Genomic DNA, 20,046 nt, shown 5'->3' on the forward strand with positions numbered 1-20,046 from the left:
ATCGTCACGACGACCCCGGGCTCGGTCCCGCGGCAACGGTCTTACTCGCCGCGGGACTTGGCGATGATCTCGTCCGCGACGTTCCGGGGAACCTCGGCGTACGAGTCGAACTGCATGCTGTAGCTGGCCCGTCCCGAGGTCTTGCTCCGGAGGTCGCCGACGTAGCCGAACATCTCCGACAGCGGAACGAGAGCCTTCACGACGCGGGCGCCGCTGCGCTCCTCCATGGCCTGGATCTGGCCACGGCGCGAGTTCAGGTCGCCGATCACGTCGCCCATGTAGTCCTCGGGCGTGGTGACCTCGACGGCCATCATCGGTTCGAGGAGCGCCGGGTTCGCCTTGCGCGCCGCCTCCTTGAACGCCATGGAACCGGCGATCTTGAAGGCGAGTTCGGAGGAGTCGACGTCGTGGTACGCGCCGTCGTGCAGGATGACCCGCACACCCACCAGCGGGAAGCCGGCGAGCACACCGAACTCCATGGCCTCCTGGCAGCCGGCGTCCACGGACGGGATGTACTCCCGCGGGATGCGGCCACCGGTGACCTTGTTGACGAACTCGTAATTGTCGTCGCCACCGGCGTCGAGCGGCTCGATGCCGATCTGCACCTTGGCGAACTGACCCGAACCACCGGTCTGCTTCTTGTGCGTGTAGTCCACGCGCTCGACCGGGGTGCGGATGGTCTCGCGGTAGGCCACCTGCGGCTTACCGACGTTGGCCTCGACCTTGAACTCGCGCTTCATGCGGTCGACCAGCACCTCGAGGTGCAGTTCGCCCATGCCGCCGATGATGGTCTGGCCGGTCTCCTCGTCGGTGTGCACCTGGAACGAGGGGTCTTCCTCGGCGAGGCGCTGGATCGCCACGCCGAGCTTCTCCTGGTCGCCCTTCGACTTGGGCTCGATGGCGACCTGGATGACCGGGGCGGGGAAGGTCATCGACTCCAGGATGACCGGGTTCGACGCGTCGGACAGCGTCTCGCCGGTGGTCGTGTCCTTGAGGCCCATGACGGCGACGATGTCGCCGGCGCCCACGCTCGGGATCTCCTCACGCTTGTTCGCGTGCATGCGGTAGATCTTGCCGATGCGCTCCTTCTTGCCCTTCACGGAGTTGAGGACCTGGGACCCCGACTCCATGCGGCCCGAGTACACCCGGATGAAGGTGAGCTTGCCGAGGTGCGGGTCGCTCATGATCTTGAAGGCCAGGGCGGCGAGGGGCTCGGACTCGTCCGGCTTGCGCGTGACGACCTCCTCCTCCTTGCCCACCTTGTGGCCCTCGATGACCTCGCGGTCGAGCGGCGACGGCAGGTAGCGCACGACCGCGTCGAGCAGGGGCTGCACGCCCTTGTTCTTGAACGCGGTGCCGCAGAAGACCGGCGTGAAGGTCGGCTCGTCGGCCTTCTCCGGACTGGTGGAGGCGATGGTCGCGCGGCGGATGGCCGCGTACAGCTGCTCCTCGGTGGGCTCGATGCCCTCCAGGAACAGCTCCATCATCTCCTCGTCGTGCTCGGAGATGGTCTCGACCAGCTTCTCGCGCCAGGTCTGGGCGATCTCGGTGTGCGTGGCCGGGATTTCGACGACGTCGTACATCTCGCCCTTGGCCGCCTCGGCGGACCACACGAAGGCCTTCATCGAGACCAGGTCGACGACACCCTGGAAGTCGGCCTCGGCACCGATCGGCACCTGCATGACCAGCGGGGTGGCGCCCAGGCGGTCGTCGATCATGTCGACGCAGCGGAAGAACTCCGCACCGGTGCGGTCGAGCTTGTTGACGAAGCAGATGCGCGGCACGCCGTAGCGGTCGGCCTGACGCCACACCGTCTCGGACTGCGGCTCGACACCGGCGACACCGTCGAACACCGTGACCGCGCCGTCGAGGACGCGGAGCGAACGCTCCACCTCGACCGTGAAGTCGACGTGGCCCGGGGTGTCGATGATGTTGATGGTGTTGTCGACGTCGCCGAGGGACCAGTGACAGGTCGTCGCGGCGGACGTGATCGTGATGCCGCGCTCCTGCTCCTGCTCCATCCAGTCCATCGTGGCGGCGCCCTCGTGGACCTCGCCGATCTTGTAGTTCACACCGGTGTAGAACAGGATCCGCTCAGTCGTCGTGGTCTTGCCCGCGTCGATGTGAGCCATGATCCCGATATTGCGGACCTTGGCCAGGTCAAGAGCAGTGGTAGCCATGTGGCTTTCTCTCTCGTATCTCGTTCGACGGGGTGACGACTACCAGCGGTAGTGCGCGAAGGCCTTGTTGGACTCGGCCATCTTGTGCGTGTCCTCACGCTTCTTGACCGAGGCGCCCAGACCGTTGCTCGCGTCCAGCAGCTCGTTCATCAGGCGCTCGGTCATCGTCTTCTCGCGACGGGCGCGCGAGTAGCCGACGAGCCAGCGCAGCGCCAGCGTGGTGGAGCGGCCGGGGCGGACCTCGACCGGGACCTGGTACGTCGCGCCACCGACACGGCGGCTGCGGACCTCCAGGGTGGGCTTCACGTTCTCGAGCGCGCGCTTGAGCGTGATGACCGGGTCGGTGCCGGTCTTCTCACGGCAGCCTTCGAGGGCGCCGTACACGATCCGCTCGGCGGTGGAGCGCTTGCCGTTCAGCAGGACCTTGTTCACCAGGGAGGTGACCAGCGGCGAGTTGTAGACCGGGTCGATGATGACCGGTCGCTTCGGGGCCGGGCCCTTGCGAGGCATTAGCTCTTCTCCTTCTTCGCGCCGTAGCGGCTGCGCGCCTGCTTGCGGTTCTTCACACCCTGCGTGTCGAGCGACCCGCGGATGATCTTGTAGCGCACACCCGGGAGGTCCTTCACACGACCACCGCGCACGAGCACGATCGAGTGCTCCTGGAGATTGTGGCCCTCACCGGGGATGTACGCCGTGACCTCAATGCCACTCGTGAGGCGAACACGCGCGACCTTGCGAAGAGCCGAGTTCGGTTTCTTGGGCGTCGTCGTGTAAACACGGGTGCACACGCCGCGACGCTGCGGGCTCCCCTTGAGCGCCGGTGTCTTGGCCTTGTCGACCTTGTCCTGGCGGCCCTTTCGGACCAGCTGCTGGATCGTGGGCACCGCGTCTCCGTCTTCTTCGTGCCAAGCGGTCTCTGATGGGACTGCATCTTCAAAGTGCTGCTGGATGGCCTGAATCCCTGGGTGTAAGGGCCATCGCCTACCTTCGCTATCCGACCCCCGCGGTCGGGCGTGTCGCCCAGTCTTCAGCGCGGATCGGAATCGGGAGGTATGTGTTTCGGTCTCCCGCGCCTTCTGATGCGCGCATCCGAACCGATGTCGGTGAGCGCAGGCGCAAGAACCCGGGGACACCCCAGGCACAGGGAAAGAGACTACCTACCACACGTGCGGAGGTCAAAGCGAAAGCCAAGGGCCTGGTTGCCGGCCCGGTCCCACTCGTCCGCACCCGCTCCGACCGGCCGTTCCGCCGGTACTCGGGCCTCTTCACCCCATCCGCGGGCAAGCCTACCCGGACGGCGCGACCGCCGGGCGAACGCGCCCGCGCGGGCCCGCTCGCCCGGGCTCGGTTCCGAGCGCCTCCCGCGCGCTGCGCGCGCCCGGGCCGGCCCGGCACCGCGCGCCGGGGGGCCGCCCGCGTCGCCCGGCGCGCGGTGCCGGGCGACGACGCGGCAGGGCCGCCACCGGGTGCGGTGGCGGCCCTGCCGTCCTGCTCTTGCGACGCCTCCGGGGCTCAGCCCTGGTAGCCGCCGAAGTCGTACTCCTCCAGCGGGACCGCCTGGCCCGAGCCGGTGCCGAAGGCCGAGTAGTCGGCCTCGTCGTAGCCCGACATCGAGTACATCGCGGCCTTCGCCTCCTCGGTGGGCTCCACCCGGATGTTGCGGTAGCGGGGCATGCCCGTACCGGCCGGGATCAGCTTGCCGATGATGACGTTCTCCTTCAGGCCCAGCAGCGGGTCCGACTTGGCGTGGATCGCCGCGTCGGTGAGCACCCGGGTCGTCTCCTGGAAGGAAGCCGCCGACAGCCACGACTCCGTGGCCAGCGACGCCTTCGTGATGCCCATGAGCTGCGGACGGCCCGAGGCCGGCGTACCGCCCTCGGAGACCACGCGCCGGTTCTCGCTCTCGAACCGGCCGCGCTCGACCAGCTCGCCCGGCAGCAGCTCGGCGTCGCCCGACTCGATGATCGTCACGCGGCGCAGCATCTGCCGGATGATGATCTCGATGTGCTTGTCGTGGATCGACACGCCCTGCGAGTTGTAGACCTTCTGGACCTCGGCGACCAGGTGGACCTGGACCGCGCGCTGGCCGAGGATGCGCAGCACGTCGTGCGGGTTGACGGCACCCTGGGTCAGCCGCTCGCCGACCGAGACGGGGTCGCCCTCCTCCACGGTCAGCTTGACGCGCTTGGAGACCGCGTACGCCAGCTCCTCCGAGCCGTCGTCCGGGACCACGACGACCTTGCGGGTCTTGTCGGTGTCCTCGATGCGGACCCGGCCGGCCGCCTCGCTGATCGGGGCCACGCCCTTGGGCGTACGGGCCTCGAACAGCTCGACGACACGCGGCAGACCCTGCGTGATGTCGTCACCGGCCACACCACCGGTGTGGAAGGTACGCATCGTCAGCTGGGTGCCGGGCTCACCGATCGACTGCGCGGCGATGATGCCGACCGCCTCGCCGATGTCGACGAGCTTGCCGGTGGCCAGCGAACGGCCGTAGCACATCGCGCAGGTGCCGACCTTGGACTCGCAGGTCAGCACCGAGCGGGTCTTCACCTTCTCGACGCCGGCGGCGACGAGCTGGTTGATGATGACGTCGCCCAGGTCGATGCCCGCGGGGGCCACGACCTTGCCGTCGACCACGACGTCCTCGGCGAGGCTGCGCGCGTACACGCTGGTCTCGACGTCGTTGGTCTTGCGCAGCGAGCCGTCGGCCTGCCGGACCGCGATGTCGAGGCTGAGGCCGCGGTCGGTGCCGCAGTCCTCCTCGCGGATGATCACGTCCTGCGAGACGTCCACCAGACGCCGGGTCAGGTACCCCGAGTCGGCGGTACGCAGGGCGGTGTCGGCGAGACCCTTGCGCGCGCCGTGCGTGGAGATGAAGTACTCCAGCACGGACAGGCCCTCGCGGAACGACGCCTTGATGGGACGCGGGATCGTCTCGTTCTTGGCGTTCGACACCAGGCCGCGCATACCGGCGATCTGACGCATCTGCATCATGTTTCCGCGCGCACCCGAGTCGACCATCATGAAAATGGGGTTCGTCTTCGGGAAGTTCGCGTTCATCGCCTCGGCGACCTCGTTGGTCGCCTTGGTCCAGATCTGGATCTGCTCCTGGGCCCGCTCGGTCTTGGTGATCAGACCGCGCTCGTACTGCTTCTGGATCTTGTCGGCCTGGGCCTCGTAGCCCTCCAGGATCTGCGCCTTGTTCGGCGGCACCACGACGTCGGAGATCGACACCGTGACACCCGAGCGCGTGGCCCAGTGGAAGCCCGCGGCCTTGAGGTTGTCCAGCGTCGCGGCGACCTCGACCTTGGGGTAGCGCTCCGCGAGGTCGTTGACGATCGCGGAGAGCTGCTTCTTGCCGACCTCGGTGTCGATGAACGGGTAGTCCAGCGGCAGGAGTTCGTTGAACAGCGCGCGGCCGAGCGTGGTGGTGAGCCGCAGCGGCTGCCCCGGCTCCCAGTTCACGCCCTCGGGGCCGTTGTCCGGCGCCACCCAGCCGCGCGGCGGGACGGTGCCGGCCGGCAGGCGCAGGTCGATCCTGGCCTGGAGGTCCAGCTCCCGGGCGTCGAACGCCATGATGGCCTCGGCGACCGAGGAGAACTGGCGTCCGGCGCCGCGCATTTCGTCGCGGTCCGAGGTCAGGAAGAACAACCCCAGCACCATGTCCTGCGTGGGCATGGTGACGGGACGGCCGTCGGCCGGCTTGAGGATGTTGTTCGAGGACAGCATGAGGATGCGGGCCTCGGCCTGGGCCTCCGCGGACAGCGGCAGGTGGACGGCCATCTGGTCGCCGTCGAAGTCCGCGTTGAACGCGGTGCAGACGAGCGGGTGGATCTGGATGGCCTTGCCCTCGACGAGCTGCGGCTCGAAGGCCTGGATGCCGAGGCGGTGCAGCGTCGGCGCGCGGTTGAGCAGCACCGGGTGCTCGGCGATGACCTCTTCGAGGACGTCCCACACGACCGGGCGGGCGCGCTCGACCATGCGCTTGGCCGACTTGATGTTCTGCGCGTGGTTCAGGTCGACCAGGCGCTTCATCACGAACGGCTTGAACAGCTCCAGCGCCATCTGCTTGGGCAGACCGCACTGGTGCAGCTTGAGCTGCGGGCCGACGACGATCACGGAGCGACCGGAGTAGTCGACGCGCTTGCCGAGCAGGTTCTGGCGGAACCGGCCCTGCTTGCCCTTGAGCATGTCGGACAGCGACTTGAGCGGACGGTTGCCCGGCCCGGTGACCGGACGCCCGCGGCGGCCGTTGTCGAACAGCGCGTCGACGGCCTCCTGGAGCATGCGCTTCTCGTTGTTGACGATGATCTCGGGCGCGCCGAGGTCGAGAAGCCGCTTGAGGCGGTTGTTGCGGTTGATGACGCGGCGGTACAGGTCGTTCAGGTCGGAGGTCGCGAAGCGGCCACCGTCCAGCTGCACCATCGGACGCAGGTCCGGCGGGATGACCGGGACGCAGTCCAGCACCATGCCGGTCGGGCTGTTGCGGGTCTGCAGGAACGCCGAGACGACCTTGAGGCGCTTGAGCGCGCGGGTCTTCTTCTGGCCCTTGCCGGTGCGGATGATCTCGCGGAGCTTCTCGGCCTCGGCCTCGAGGTCGAACGACTCCAGGCGCTTCTGCAGCGCCTGCGCGCCCATGCTGCCGAGGAAGTACGTGCCGAAGCGGTCGCGCATCTCGCGGAACAGGATCTCGTCGCCTTCGAGGTCCTGCACCTTGAGGTTCTTGAACCGCGTCCACACCTCGTCGAGACGGTCCAGCTCGCGCTGGTTGCGGTCGCGCAGCTGCTTCATCTCGCGCTCGGCGCCCTCGCGCACCTTGCGGCGCACGTCGGACTTGGCGCCCTCGGCCTCCAGCTCGGCCAGGTCGGCTTCGAGCTTCTTCTGGCGCTCCTCGACCGAGGCGTCGCGGCGCTGCTCGATCTGCTGGCGCTCGACCGAGATCTTGGCCTCGAGCGACGGCAGGTCGCGCTGGCGGCGCTCCTCGTCGACGTACGTGATCATGTACGCCGCGAAGTAGATGACCTTCTCCAGGTCCTTCGGGGCGAGGTCGAGCAGGTAGCCGAGGCGGCTCGGCACGCCCTTGAAGTACCAGATGTGGGTGACCGGCGCGGCCAGCTCGATGTGGCCCATCCGCTCACGACGCACCTTGGCGCGCGTGACCTCGACGCCGCAGCGCTCGCAGATGATGCCCTTGAAGCGGACGCGCTTGTACTTGCCGCAGTAGCACTCCCAGTCCCGGGTGGGGCCGAAGATCTTCTCGCAGAAGAGCCCGTCCTTTTCCGGCTTCAGGGTGCGGTAGTTGATGGTTTCCGGCTTCTTGACCTCGCCGTGTGACCACGTGCGGATGTCGTCGGCGGTGGCGAGGCCGATACGCAGCTCGTCGAAGAAGTTGACGTCGAGCACTGTTTCGTCAATCCCTCTTTCGGGGTTTGGTCCCGGCGGCGGCCACTGGGGTTGGCAGCCGCCCCGGGGGTGTCTTCATCAGGTCTGTGGTCCGGGTGTCCGGGGCCCGACGCGGTCGGGTCCCGGGCCGCACATCAGACCTCTTCGACGCTGCTCGGCTCGCGCCGGGACAGGTCGATACCGAGCTCCTCCGCCGCGCGGAAGACGTCCTCGTCGGTGTCGCGCATCTCGATCGACATGCCGTCGCTGGAGAGCACCTCCACGTTGAGGCAGAGCGACTGCATCTCCTTGATGAGCACCTTGAAGGACTCGGGGATGCCGGGCTCCGGGATGTTCTCGCCCTTGACGATGGCCTCGTACACCTTGACGCGGCCGAGAACGTCGTCGGACTTGATCGTCAGCAGTTCCTGGAGGGCGTAGGCGGCGCCGTACGCCTCCAGCGCCCACACCTCCATCTCACCGAAGCGCTGGCCACCGAACTGCGCCTTACCGCCCAGCGGCTGCTGGGTGATCATCGAGTACGGGCCGGTCGAGCGCGCGTGCAGCTTGTCGTCGACCAGGTGGTGCAGCTTCAGGATGTACATGTAGCCGACCGAGATCGGGTGCGGGAACGGCTCGCCGGAACGGCCGTCGAACAGCCGCGCCTTGCCGGACCCGTCGATCATGCGGATGCCGTCGCGGTTCGGGATCGTCGAGTCGAGGAGGCCGGTGATCTCCTCCTCGCGCGCGCCGTCGAAGACCGGGGTGGCGACGTTGGTGCCGGGCTCCGCCGCGTCGGCGCCAATGGCGCGCAGGCGGCCCTTCCACTCCTCGTCGTCGCCCTCGACCTGCCAGCCGCGGCTGGCCACCCAGCCGAGGTGGGTCTCGAGGACCTGGCCCGGGTTCATCCGGGACGGCACGCCGAGCGGGTTGAGGATGATGTCGACCGGGGTGCCGTCCTCCAGGAACGGCATGTCCTCGACCGGCAGGATCTTGGCGATGACGCCCTTGTTGCCGTGGCGGCCCGCGAGCTTGTCGCCGTCGGTGATCTTGCGCTTCTGGGCGACGTACACGCGCACCAACTGGTTCACGCCCGGCGGCAGTTCGTCGCCGGCCTCGCGGTCGAAGACGCGCACGCCGATGACCTTGCCCTGCTCACCGTGCGGCACCTTCAGCGAGGTGTCGCGGACCTCGCGCGCCTTCTCGCCGAAGATCGCGCGGAGCAGGCGCTCCTCGGGGGTCAGCTCGGTCTCGCCCTTGGGGGTGACCTTGCCGACCAGGATGTCGCCGGGCACGACGTCCGCACCGATGCGGATGATGCCGCGCTCGTCGAGGTCGGCCAGGACCTCCTCGGAGACGTTCGGGATGTCCCGGGTGATCTCCTCGGGGCCGAGCTTGGTGTCGCGGGCGTCGACCTCGTGCTCCTCGATGTGGATCGAGGACAGGACGTCGTCCTGCACGAGGCGCTGCGACAGGATGATCGCGTCCTCGTAGTTGTGGCCTTCCCACGGCATGAACGCCACGAGGAGGTTCTTGCCGAGGGCCATCTCGCCGTCTTCGGTGCACGGGCCGTCGGCGAGGACCTGGCCGGCCTCGACGCGGGCGCCTTCGTCGACGATGACCTTCTGGTTGAAGCTCGTGCCCTGGTTGGAGCGCATGAACTTCTGCACGCGGTACGTGGTGTACGTGGCGTCGTCGTTCATGACGGTCACGTAGTCGGCGGACACGTCGGTGACGACGCCGTCCTTCTCGGCCGCGATGACGTCCGCGGCGTCGACCGCCGCGCGGTACTCCATGCCGGTGCCGACCAGCGGCGACTCGGCCTTCAGGAGCGGCACGGCCTGGCGCATCATGTTGGAGCCCATGAGCGCGCGATTGGCGTCGTCGTGCTCCAGGAACGGGATCATCGCGGTCGCGACCGACACCATCTGGCGCGGCGAGACGTCCATGTAGTCGATCTCGTCGCCGGGCAGGTAGTCGATCTCGCCGCCGCGGCGCCGGACCAGCGCACGGGCCTCGGCGAACGTGTTGTCGTCGTTGAGCGGCGCGTTGGCCTGCGCGATGACGAAGCGGTCCTCTTCGTCGGCGGTCAGGTAGTCGACATCGTCGGTGACGACGCCGCCGGTGACCTTGCGGTACGGCGTCTCGACGAAGCCGAACGCGTTGACGCGGCCGTACGACGCGAGCGAGCCGATGAGGCCGATGTTCGGGCCTTCCGGCGTCTCGATCGGGCACATGCGGCCGTAGTGCGACGGGTGCACGTCGCGGACCTCGAAGCCGGCGCGCTCGCGGGACAGACCGCCGGGGCCGAGCGCCGACAGGCGGCGCTTGTGGGTCAGGCCCGACAGCGGGTTGGTCTGGTCCATGAACTGCGACAGCTGGCTGGTGCCGAAGAACTCCTTGATGGAGGCGACGACCGGTCGGATGTTGATGAGCGTCTGCGGCGTGATCGCCTCGACGTCCTGCGTGGTCATGCGCTCGCGGACGACGCGCTCCATGCGCGCGAGGCCGGTGCGGACCTGGTTCTGGATCAGCTCGCCGACGTTGCGCAGGCGGCGGTTGCCGAAGTGGTCGATGTCGTCGGCCTCGACGACGATCTCCTGACCGGACAGGCCGGTCATCTCCATCTCGCCCGCGTGCAGCTTGACCAGGTACTTGATCGTCGCGATGACGTCCTCGACGGTGAGGGTCCCCGCGTCGAGCGGGCGGTCGACGCCCAGCTTCTTGTTGATCTTGTACCGGCCGACCTTGGCGAGGTCGTACCGCTTCGGGTTGAAGTAGAGGTTCTCCAGCAGCGTCTGCGCGGCCTCGCGCGTGGGGGGCTCGCCCGGACGCAGCTTGCGGTAGATGTCGAGCAGCGCGTCGTCCTGGCCCTGGGTGTGGTCCTTCTCCAGGGTCTGGCGCATCGACTCGTACTCGCCGAACTCCTCCAGGATCTGGGCGTCGGTCCAGCCCAGCGCCTTGAGCAGCACCGTGACAGACTGCTTGCGCTTGCGGTCGATGCGCACGCCGACCGTGTCGCGCTTGTCGATCTCCAGCTCCAGCCACGCACCGCGCGACGGGATGACCTTGGCGCTGAAGATGTCCTTGTCGGACGTCTTGTCGATCTGCTTGTCGAAGTAGACGCCGGGCGAGCGCACGAGCTGCGACACCACGACACGCTCGGTGCCGTTGATGATGAACGTGCCCTTGTTGGTCATGAGCGGGAAGTCGCCCATGAAGACCGTCTGGCTCTTGATCTCGCCGGTCTCGTTGTTGGTGAACTCCGCCGTGACGAACAGCGGCGCGGAGTACGTGAAGTCACGCTCCTTGCACTCTTCGATCGAGTTCTTCGGCGGCTCGAAGCGGTGGTCGCGGAACGTGAGCGACATCGACCCGGAGAAGTCCTCGATCGGGGAGATCTCCTCGAAGATCTCTTCGAGGCCGGACTTCCTGGGGACGTCTGCTCCGGAGGCGAGCGCATCCTCGACTCGAGCCTTCCAAACGCTGTTGCCGAGCAGCCAGTCGAAGCTCTCGGTTTGCAGCGCGAGAAGGTTCGGTACCTCAAGAGGCTCGCGAATCTTGGCGAAGGAGATGCGGAGCGGGGCGGTACTGGCGGCGCCGTTGTTCGTAGCGTTCGTGGCGTTGCGCGAGGCGGCCAAGAGGGGTCCTTCCGAGGGCATCGGACTCACTATGCGCATGCCGGACAGCCTCGGTGGGAGTTACCGTGGACGGGTCAACAGGCAGCGCAAAGGGTCAGTGTAGCCACACGGCACACCGCTGTCCAGCGCCCGGAAGGGGCGCTCGCTATCTCGGGGGCTTCTGCCACCCGGCAAGTGCTCTTCGGGACGCGTCCGAAGAATTGCGCGCCGCGTCCGGTTCGTCAAGAGGCGACCGGGAGGCGGAGGCACGGGGAACACTCTTGCACAGCCGACCGACAGATACCCGCTGCCGGGGCGGCGCGTTGCGGTTCCACCGGAACTCTGCGTCCCGGCGCAGGTCACAGCCCCGCGGCACGCTACCGCACGACACCGCGAGGCGGTCGCGGGCGCCGGAACAAGCGGTTGCCGTGCCTCCCCGGGCACCCGGCGCCGACCCCCGCCGGGGGGCGCCGGACGGCCCGGCCGCACTCCCCGGAGCCCACCGTCATATGTTGTGCAAATCACTCTTCAGGGTGAGCCCGAACCGGTGAATCCGACGCCCCGAGAAGCCCGCGTGACGACGGGACAACGCACGATCTCGCTCGTCGGCAGAGGACGGGATGCGGGGTCGCCGGTCCGACGGGACAGGAGTCGGAGTCGGATGCCGGGCCCGCGAGACGGGCGCCGGAGTCGGATGCCGGGTCGGCGAGACGAATGCCCGGACGGGTGCCGGGACCCGGGGATGTGTTTGGTGCAGGGGCCACGCGTCCGATGCCGGACCAGGGCCGAGTGCCGAGGTCGGGAGCCGGGCGGGAGTCGCGCCTGAGCCGGTGCCGCGGTCTCCGTCCGCGCCCGGGCCCGACTCGGCCGAGCGCCCGAGTCGGGTGTCGGCGATGGAATCGGGGCCGAGGTGGGGGCTTTCGGCCGGTAGGCAGACGGTGGAGAGGCGGGGGTATCGCTCGGCCGTGCTTCGCGGCGGAGGACGGTCGCGTCTACTCGCGGGCCACGAGCCTGACGCCGGGTGCACCGTGACGCGCGTCCGCCTCCCCGCACCGGCACGGCACCTCCACGACCGTCACCTGCGCGATTTCCGGCGCACCGGCATCACGGGCCCATCGGCGGCACGGACGCCGGCGCGGCGACATGTCCGGGCCGGAAGCGGCCATTCGCGCCGGACGAGTGCGGGGGTGGGAGCGGCCGAGCTGGGGCCGGGTGTGCTTCGCCGGGGCGAGGGGGTCCGGCCGGGGTGTTGGCCCGCCGGACGAGGTGGGGCCGGGTGTTTTTCGTACCCGCCGCCGGAGCGGCCGTGGGACGTGGCCGGGGCGGAGTACGGGTAGGGAAAGCGTCAGGCGGCAATCCCTGGGGGATTGCCGCCTGACGGGTGGTGCGGGGGTGGAGCAAGCGGTGCTTACTTCACGGAGACGCTGGCGCCGGCGCCTTCGAGGGCGGCCTTCGCCTTGTCCGCGGTCTCCTTGTTGACGCCCTCGAGCAGCGGCTTCGGAGCGCCGTCGACCAGGTCCTTGGCTTCCTTCAGGCCCAGGCTCGTGAGCGCGCGGACCTCCTTGATGACCTGGATCTTCTTGTCGCCGGCGCCTTCGAGGATGACGTCGAACGAGTCCTTGACCTCGGCCTCGGCAGCATCGCCACCACCCTGCCCGGGGACGGGCACGGCGACGGCGGCCGGGGCGGCGGCCTTGACGTCGAAGGTCTCCTCGAAGAGCTTCACGAAGTCGGCAAGCTCGATGAGGGACATTTCCTTGAACGTGTCGAGCAGCTCTTCGGTGCTGAGCTTCGCCATGATCGGCGGTCCTTCCTAGTCTGGTTCGGCGGGTGCCGGAGTGATGTGAACGGCGGGGGCTGGGCCCCCGGCGACCGGGTCGCGGTGCTGCGGGCCGAATTACTCGGCCGCGGCCTCCGCGGACTCGGCGGCGGGAGCCGGCTCGCCGGCACCGCCCTGCTCGACCTTCGCGCGCAGTGCGTCCGCGGTGCGGGCGAACTGCGTGAGCGGGGCCTGGAAGGTCGCGGCGGCCTTGGCCATCGAGCCCTTCATGGCACCCGCCAGCTTGGCGAGCAGCACGTCGCGGGACTCGAGGTCCGCGAGCTTCTTGATCTCGTCAGCGCCGAGGGCCTTGCCCTCCAGGACACCGCCCTTGATGACGAGAAGGGGGTTCGCCTTGGCGAAGTCACGCAGGCCCTTGGCGGCCTCGACCGGGTCCCCGGAGACGAAAGCGATCGCGGACGGACCCTCAAGCAGGTCGTCCAGCTCGCTGATGCCCGCCTCGTTGGCCGCAACCTTGGTCAGCGTGTTCTTCACCACGGCGTACTGCGCGTTCTCACCGAGGGAGCGGCGGAGCTCCTTGAGCTGCGCCACGGTGAGCCCGCGGTACTCGGTCAGCACGGCGGCGTTCGAGCTGCGGAACTTGTCCGCCAGCTCGGCAACCGCGGCTGCCTTGTCGGGCCTCGCCATGGGACGGGCCTCCTTCCGCGATGCGATCGACGATCGGCCGTGGACCGACCGGATGCCGGGAGACCACCGACGGGCAAGGGATCCGAAAACGAAAACGCCCCGGCGCGGGCGCACGGGGCGGACACGGCCTCTCCGGGAACCCGGACGGCCAGGAACGTCTCACGAACACCTGCGCAGGTCGCCCGCTGCTGCGGAGCCTTCGGTCACTGGGCCCTCACGAGAAGGGCACGCCAGCGACGACCGGCGGTCTTTGGCTGCGACCACGGTACGGGAGGCCGCGTGCGTGTGGCAAATCAGGGTCATGTCGGCACGACAGGCCCGCCGGCCGGAAATCTCTCCCGGGTGCCGCGGCTGGGTTCGCGTACCGGCGCCCGGGGCCGCCGGAGCCTCGCGCGGAACGCGCGGTGGCCCGCACGCCCCGCGAAGGGGCGTACGGGCCACCGGAGTTCACCGTCAGACCGCGGCCGGGTCCTCCTCGACGAGGAGGTTGCGGGTGCGGTTCGGGTCGACCGGGATGCCGGGGCCCATGGTGGTCGTGAAGGCGACCTTCTTGACGTAGCGGCCCTTGGCCGCGGACGGCTTGACACGCAGGACCTCGTCCAGCGCCGCGCCGTAGTTCTCCACCAGCTGCTCGTCGCTGAACGACGTCTTGCCGATCACGAAGTGCAGGTTGGAGTGCTTGTCGACGCGGAACTCGATCTTGCCGCCCTTGATCTCGTTGACCGCCTTGGCGACGTCCGGGGTCACGGTGCCCGTCTTGGGGTTGGGCATCAGGCCGCGCGGACCGAGCACGCGGCCGAGGCGGCCGACCTTGCCCATGAGGTCCGGCGTGGCCACGACCGAGTCGATCTCGTTGAGCAGTTCGCCCTTGAGGATGCGGTCGATCAGCTCGTCGGCGCCGACGATGTCGGCGCCCGCAGCCTTCGCTGCCTCGGCACGGTCACCGGTCGCGAAGACCAGGACCCGGGCGGTCTTGCCGGTGCCGTGCGGGAGGATCACGGTGCTGCGGACCATCTGGTCGGCCTTGCGGGGGTCGACGCCCAGCCGCAGGGCGACCTCGACGGTCGCGTCGAACTTGGTCTTCGAGGTCGTCTTCGCCAGGCGGACGGCTTCGAGCGGGGCGTACAGCCGCTCGCGGTCCACCTGGGCGGCGCCCTCGCGGTAGGTCTTGCTGCGCTGCGTCACTTCTGCTCCTGGGAGATGCGAAGAGGAGTCGTGGTGGATCGGGCCGACGCAACGGCCCTGCCACGTCTTGCCGAGGTATGTGCCGGTCGGGTGTCGGGGGCTCAGCCCTCGACGGTGATGCCCATCGAGCGGGCGGTGCCGGCGATGATCTTCTCGGCGGCGTCGATGTCGTTCGCGTTGAGGTCCGGCATCTTGGTCTCGGCGATGCCGCGGACCTGCTCGCGGGTGATCTTGGCGACCTTGGTCTTGTGGGGCTCACCCGAGCCCTTCTCGACCCCGGCGGCCTTGAGGATCAGGCGCGCGGCCGGCGGCGTCTTCGTGACGAAGGTGAAGGAGCGGTCCTCGAAGACCGAGATCTCCACCGGCACGATGTCGCCGCGCTGCGACTCGGTCGCCGCGTTGTAGGCCTTGCAGAACTCCATGATGTTGACGCCGTGCTGGCCCAGCGCCGGACCGACCGGCGGGGCCGGGGTGGCGGCGCCGGCCTTGATCTGCAGCTTGATGACGGCTGCAAGCTTCTTCTTGGGAGGCATGTTTCCGGGTCCTTCGACGAGATGTACGCCTGTGTGTGCTGGCGGCGACCGACTCCGCTGTGTGGGGGGCGGCCACCGACTCCGCTTGTCGCCGCACGGTACGCAGGGCTCCGCGAGGGGGCTCTTTCGCACGGCGTGCGCCACGCTCGTCCGACTCTCCGGGGCCGGATCAGGGTGTCCGTGGTCCGGCCGGAATACGGCATACGCGGCGTGGCGCCCCCACAACGATAGCCACCGTTGCGAAGGCGCCCTAATCCGCGGCCCGGAACCGCGCACAGCGCCGCCCCGGGCCGGGAAGCCTCAGTTCTTCTGGATCTGGTTGAACGACAGCTCGACGGGGGTCTCGCGGCCGAAGATCTCGACGAGGCCCTTGACCTTCTGCGAGTCGGCGTTGATCTCGTTGATCGTCGCCTGGAGCGTCGCGAAGGGGCCGTCGATGACGGTGACCGAGTCGCCGACCTCGAAGTCGAGCACCTTGACCTCGGCGGGCGCCTTGACGGCACCGCCGCCCGCCGCCGCCTGCTCTTCCTCGGGCGCCAGGATCTTGGCGACCTCGTCGAGGGTCAGCGGGTACGGCTCGTGGGCGTTGCCGACGAAGCCGGTGACACCGGGAGTGTTGCGCACCGCGCCCCAGGACTCGTTGGTGAGGTCCATGCGGACCAGCACGTAGCCGGGGAACTTGTTGCGCTTGACGGTCTTCTTCTGACCGTTCTTGATCTCGATGACCTCTTCCATCGGCACCTCGACCTGGAAGATGAACTCCTCCATGTTGAGCGAGGTCGTGCGCGATTCGAGGTTGGCCTTCACGCGGTTCTCGTAGCCCGCGTAGGAGTGGATGACGTACCACTCACCGGGTGCGCGGCGCAGGGCCTCGCGGAACTCCTCGAGAGTGTCCACCGGGGACTCCTCGACCACGTCAGCCTCGGCAGCCTCTGCGGCGTCGCCTTCCGCGGCCGACTCGTCGGCCCCTTCCGGGTCGGCGGTGGCCGGGGCGGGCACGGCGGCGTCCTCCGCCTGCTCCGGCAGGGACCCCGTCTCCTCGACGGTCTCGCCGGGGAACAGGTTCGGGTCTGACACGGTGGCTGCTTCTTCCTGGGTGGGGGTCAATCGGACGGGCACGGCGGTCTGTCGTGTGCTGCTCGCGCTGCTCACGGCGCTCACGGAAACGACCGGTGCCCTGGGCATCGCTGCCCAGGACACCACAGTAACCGCCGAACGGGCGGATTCAGCCGTCAGCCGAAGACTTCGAGCGCCGCCCTGGAGAAGCCGAGGTCCAGCGAGTAGACGATGCCGATGATGATGAGGCAGAAGACGATCACGACGGTCGTGTACGTGATCAACTCGTTGCGCGTCGGCCACACGACCTTGCGGAGCTCGGCGACGACCTGCCGGTAGAACAGCGCGAGGCGGGCGAAGATGCCCTTCTTCTTCGGGTCGGGCTTCTCGGCCTGGGCCCGGCGCCTCCGACGGTTGCCGCCGCCGGGAGGGGTCTCGTCCACGCCCAGTTCGTCCGAGCGCTCATCCTCGGGCGTGGCGGTGGAGCCGTGGGCCTCCGTCACTCGTCCTCACCTGATCCGGCCTGACTGGATCACCGACGGTGTCGTCGGCGCTGAATCGACTGCGCTGACCGCTATGCGCATCCCAAGGCGTTCATGGACTCACGAATCCGCATCGGAATGGCACATCGCAGGGCACGAGGGACTTGAACCCCCAACCCCCGGTTTTGGAGACCGGTGCTCTGCCAATTGAGCTAGTGCCCTTCACTCGATGGCTCCAACCTAGCCCACCATGCGCCCGGGAACCACGGGGTTTCCGGGCGTGAGGCAGCAAGGCTCGATCCACCAGGGACAGAGTGTACGGGTTGAGCCGCCCGAGGTCGAACCGATGGTTCCGCGTCCGCGCCGGATCCGGAAACCTGCGTGTCCGCGGCCGGGAGGCAGTGCGACGATTGGGGCATGACCGCTGCTTCCTCCAGCCCCCAGACCAGTTCGCCCACGGAACGCCGGGTTTCCGCACGTATCGGTGCGATCGCCGAGTCCGCGACCCTTGCCGTCGACGCCAAGGCCAAGGCCCTCAAGGCCGCCGGGCGTCCGGTCATCGGTTTCGGTGCCGGTGAGCCGGACTTCCCGACGCCCGAATACATCGTCGACGCGGCGGTGGCCGCGTGCCGTACGCCCAAGTTCCACCGCTACACGCCGGCCGGGGGGTTGCCGGAGCTGAAGCAGGCGATCGTCGACAAGACGCTGCGCGACTCCGGCCTCGCCGTCGACGTGTCGCAGGTGCTGGTCACCAACGGTGGCAAGCAGGCGATCTACGAGGCCTTCGCGGCGATTCTCGACCCGGGCGACGAGGTGATCGTCCCGGCTCCGTACTGGACGACGTACCCCGAGTCGATCAAGCTCGCCGGCGGGGTGCCGGTGGAGGTCGTGGCGGACGAGACCACGGGTTACCTGGTGTCGGTCGAGCAGTTGGAGGCGGCGCGCACGCCGAACACCAAGGTGCTGCTGTTCGTGTCGCCGTCGAACCCGACGGGGGCCGTCTACTCGCGGGCGCAGGTCGAGGAGATCGGCCGCTGGGCCGCGTCGCACGGCCTGTGGGTGCTGACCGACGAGATCTACGAGCACCTGGTGTACGACGACGCCGAGTTCGTCTCGATGCCGACCGTCGTGCCGGAGCTGGCCGACCGCACGATCATCGTCAACGGTGTCGCGAAGACGTACGCGATGACGGGTTGGCGCGTGGGGTGGGTCATCGGGCCGAAGGACGTCGTCAAGGCCGCCGCCAACCTGCAGTCGCACGCGACGTCCAACGTGTGCAACGTGGCGCAGGCCGCGGCGCTCGCGGCGGTGTCGGGCGACCTGTCGGCGGTGGACGAGATGAAGGTGGCGTTCGACCGGCGCCGCCGCACGATCGTGCGCATGCTGAACGAGATCCCGGGTGTCGAGTGCCCCGAGCCGAAGGGGGCGTTCTACGTGTACCCGTCGGTGAAGGGGGTCATCGGCAAGGAGATCCGCGGCCGGGTGCCGGGGGATTCGGCGGAGCTGGCGGCGCTGATCCTCGACGAGGCCGAGGTCGCGGTGGTGCCGGGCGAGGCGTTCGGCACGCCGGGCTACCTGCGGCTGTCGTACGCGCTGGGCGACGACGACCTGGTCGAGGGCGTGTCGCGGATCGCGAAGCTGCTGGCCGAGGCGAAGTGACACCGGCCTGAGGGACGCGCGGGGCCGCCTGCCGGGTTCGGTGGGCGGCCCCGCGCTTTCCCGGCGTTTGGGGCGCCGCGGGAGCGGCGGCCGTCATCCGGACGAGGCAACCTGGGCGGACCGCACCCGCTCGGGCCCGCGGTCGGCCATGATTCGGGGGATGGATCACCCCGTCCGCGATGTACGCGCCCTCCCGAAGGCCCACCTGCACCTGCACTTCACCGGTTCGATGCGCCCGCAGACGCTGCTGGAGCTGGCCGACCGGTACCGCGTGCACCTGCCGTCCGCCCTGACCTCCGGCACTCCCCCGCGTCTGCGGGCGACCGACGAGCGCGGGTGGTTCCGGTTCCAGAGGCTGTACGACATCGCGCGGTCGTGTGTGCGCAGTGCCGACGACGTGCGCCGGCTGGTGCGCGAGGCCGCCGAGGACGATCTCGCGGACGGATCGGAGTGGCTGGAGATCCAGGTGGACCCGACGTCGTACGCGCCGCGGCTCGGCGGGCTCACGCCGGCGGTCGAGGTGATCCTGGAGGCGGTGGAGGAAGCCGAGCGCGCGACCGGCGTGGGCATCGCGGTGGTGATCGCGGCGAATCGGACCAAGCACCAGTTGGAGGCGCGCACGCTGGCCCGGCTCGCGGCGCGGTACGCGGACCGGGGGGCGGGGGGCCGGGTCGTCGGGTTTGGCCTCTCGAACGACGAACGGCGGGGCAGGGCCTTGGAGTTCGAGCATGCCTTCGCCATCGCGCGGCGCTCGGGGCTGTTCGCGAACCCGCACGGCGGGGAGTTGGACGGGCCGCGCAGCATCCGCGAGTGCGTCGACGTGCTGGGCGCGCGGCGGCTGGGGCACGGCGTCCGCGCCGCGGAGGATCCGGAGCTGGTCGCGGAGTTGGCGCGGCGCGGCATCGTCTGCGAGGTGTGCCCGGCGTCGAATGTGGCGCTCGGGGTGTACGACGATCCGGCGCAGGTGCCGTTGCGGCGGTTGTTCGAGGCGGGCGTCCAGATCGCTCTGGGGGCGGACGATCCGCTGCTCTTCGGCTCGCGTCTCGCGGCGCAGTACGAGATCGCGCGCACGTCACACGGCTTCACGGACGACGAACTGGCGGAGCTGGCACGGCAGTCGATCCGCGGATCGGTGGCGCCGGAGGAAGTGCGGGACAAGCTGCTGGCGGGCGTCGACGCGTGGCTGGGGGCATGACCGGCGGGCGGGGACGGCTCGGGGCCGGGGTCGGGGGGACCCGCGGCATGCCGCGGCCCACCCCGAGGCGAAGGCCGGGCGTGGGGCCGAGGTGAAGGCAGGGACGTGAGGGCGCGGGGGACGGCCGGGCGCCGCGGTCGGCCCGGACGGGACGAGCCGGACGCGAGGGCGCCGCGGGCCCGGCCGACCCGGGTGGGAACCGACCGGCCGCACGGGCGCCGCGGGAGGAACCGCGCTACCGCGCGGCAGGCAACCCGCGGCATGCCGCAGCCGCCCGGGGGGCC

General features: G+C 69.2%; 13 protein-coding genes and 1 tRNA gene. 2 read left to right on the forward strand and 12 right to left on the reverse strand.

Annotated features, from left to right (window positions below; all coding sequences use genetic code 11):
* Positions 1 to 41: 41 nt before the first annotated feature.
* The 12 genes from fusA to LO772_RS14215 all read right to left on the reverse strand — a co-directional run bounded on the left by fusA (position 42) and on the right by LO772_RS14215 (position 17,130).
* Positions 42 to 2,180, reverse strand: a complete 2,139-nt coding sequence (gene fusA, locus LO772_RS14160) for an elongation factor G (protein WP_231778768.1) — start codon at positions 2,178 to 2,180, stop codon at positions 42 to 44.
* A 39-nt stretch (positions 2,181 to 2,219) separates the two neighbouring features.
* The gene (rpsG, locus tag LO772_RS14165) at positions 2,220 to 2,690 is read right to left on the reverse strand and encodes a 30S ribosomal protein S7 (protein ID WP_231778769.1); all 471 of its coding nucleotides are present in this window, start codon (positions 2,688 to 2,690) and stop codon (positions 2,220 to 2,222) included.
* Positions 2,690 to 3,064 (reverse strand): 30S ribosomal protein S12, encoded by a 375-nt coding sequence (rpsL, locus tag LO772_RS14170; protein ID WP_020549242.1) that lies wholly within the window; start codon positions 3,062 to 3,064, stop codon positions 2,690 to 2,692. Before rpsL ends, rpsG begins: the two co-directional genes overlap by 1 nt.
* 628 nt (positions 3,065 to 3,692) lie before the next feature.
* On the reverse strand, positions 3,693 to 7,586 hold the full coding sequence (locus LO772_RS14175; RefSeq protein ID WP_231778770.1) for a DNA-directed RNA polymerase subunit beta': 3,894 nt from the start codon (positions 7,584 to 7,586) through the stop codon (positions 3,693 to 3,695).
* A 134-nt stretch (positions 7,587 to 7,720) separates the two neighbouring features.
* Positions 7,721 to 11,206 (reverse strand): DNA-directed RNA polymerase subunit beta, encoded by a 3,486-nt coding sequence (gene rpoB / locus LO772_RS14180; RefSeq protein ID WP_231778771.1) that lies wholly within the window; start codon positions 11,204 to 11,206, stop codon positions 7,721 to 7,723.
* 1,387 nt (positions 11,207 to 12,593) lie between these two features.
* Positions 12,594 to 12,983 (reverse strand): 50S ribosomal protein L7/L12, encoded by a 390-nt coding sequence (gene rplL / locus LO772_RS14185; protein WP_231778772.1) that lies wholly within the window; start codon positions 12,981 to 12,983, stop codon positions 12,594 to 12,596.
* Between the two features lie 99 nt (positions 12,984 to 13,082).
* Entirely contained in the window at positions 13,083 to 13,652 is a 570-nt protein-coding gene (gene rplJ, locus LO772_RS14190) for a 50S ribosomal protein L10 (RefSeq protein ID WP_231778773.1), read from the reverse strand.
* Positions 13,653 to 14,105: 453 nt separating this feature from the next.
* The gene (gene rplA / locus LO772_RS14195) at positions 14,106 to 14,837 is read right to left on the reverse strand and encodes a 50S ribosomal protein L1 (RefSeq protein ID WP_231778774.1); all 732 of its coding nucleotides are present in this window, start codon (positions 14,835 to 14,837) and stop codon (positions 14,106 to 14,108) included.
* Positions 14,838 to 14,938: 101 nt separating this feature from the next.
* Complete coding sequence (gene rplK, locus LO772_RS14200) at positions 14,939 to 15,370, reverse strand: 50S ribosomal protein L11 (protein ID WP_231778775.1); 432 nt, start codon at positions 15,368 to 15,370, stop codon at positions 14,939 to 14,941.
* A gap of 300 nt (positions 15,371 to 15,670) precedes the next feature.
* Positions 15,671 to 16,447 (reverse strand): transcription termination/antitermination protein NusG, encoded by a 777-nt coding sequence (nusG, locus tag LO772_RS14205; RefSeq protein WP_443089411.1) that lies wholly within the window; start codon positions 16,445 to 16,447, stop codon positions 15,671 to 15,673.
* A gap of 155 nt (positions 16,448 to 16,602) precedes the next feature.
* A complete protein-coding gene (secE, locus tag LO772_RS14210) occupies positions 16,603 to 16,929 on the reverse strand; it encodes a preprotein translocase subunit SecE (RefSeq protein ID WP_231778776.1) in 327 nt (108 codons plus the stop codon).
* Between the two features lie 128 nt (positions 16,930 to 17,057).
* A tRNA-Trp gene (locus LO772_RS14215) sits at positions 17,058 to 17,130 on the reverse strand.
* A 195-nt stretch (positions 17,131 to 17,325) separates the two neighbouring features.
* Here LO772_RS14215 and LO772_RS14220 point away from each other — a divergent pair.
* Positions 17,326 to 18,567, forward strand: coding sequence for a pyridoxal phosphate-dependent aminotransferase (locus tag LO772_RS14220; protein WP_231778777.1), 1,242 nt, complete (start codon positions 17,326 to 17,328; stop codon positions 18,565 to 18,567).
* A 160-nt stretch (positions 18,568 to 18,727) separates the two neighbouring features.
* On the forward strand, positions 18,728 to 19,762 hold the full coding sequence (locus LO772_RS14225) for an adenosine deaminase (protein WP_231778778.1): 1,035 nt from the start codon (positions 18,728 to 18,730) through the stop codon (positions 19,760 to 19,762).
* Positions 19,763 to 20,046 lie beyond the last annotated feature (284 nt).

Origin of the sequence: Yinghuangia sp. ASG 101 (genome assembly GCF_021165735.1) — a bacterium.
GTDB lineage: Bacteria > Actinomycetota > Actinomycetes > Streptomycetales > Streptomycetaceae > Yinghuangia.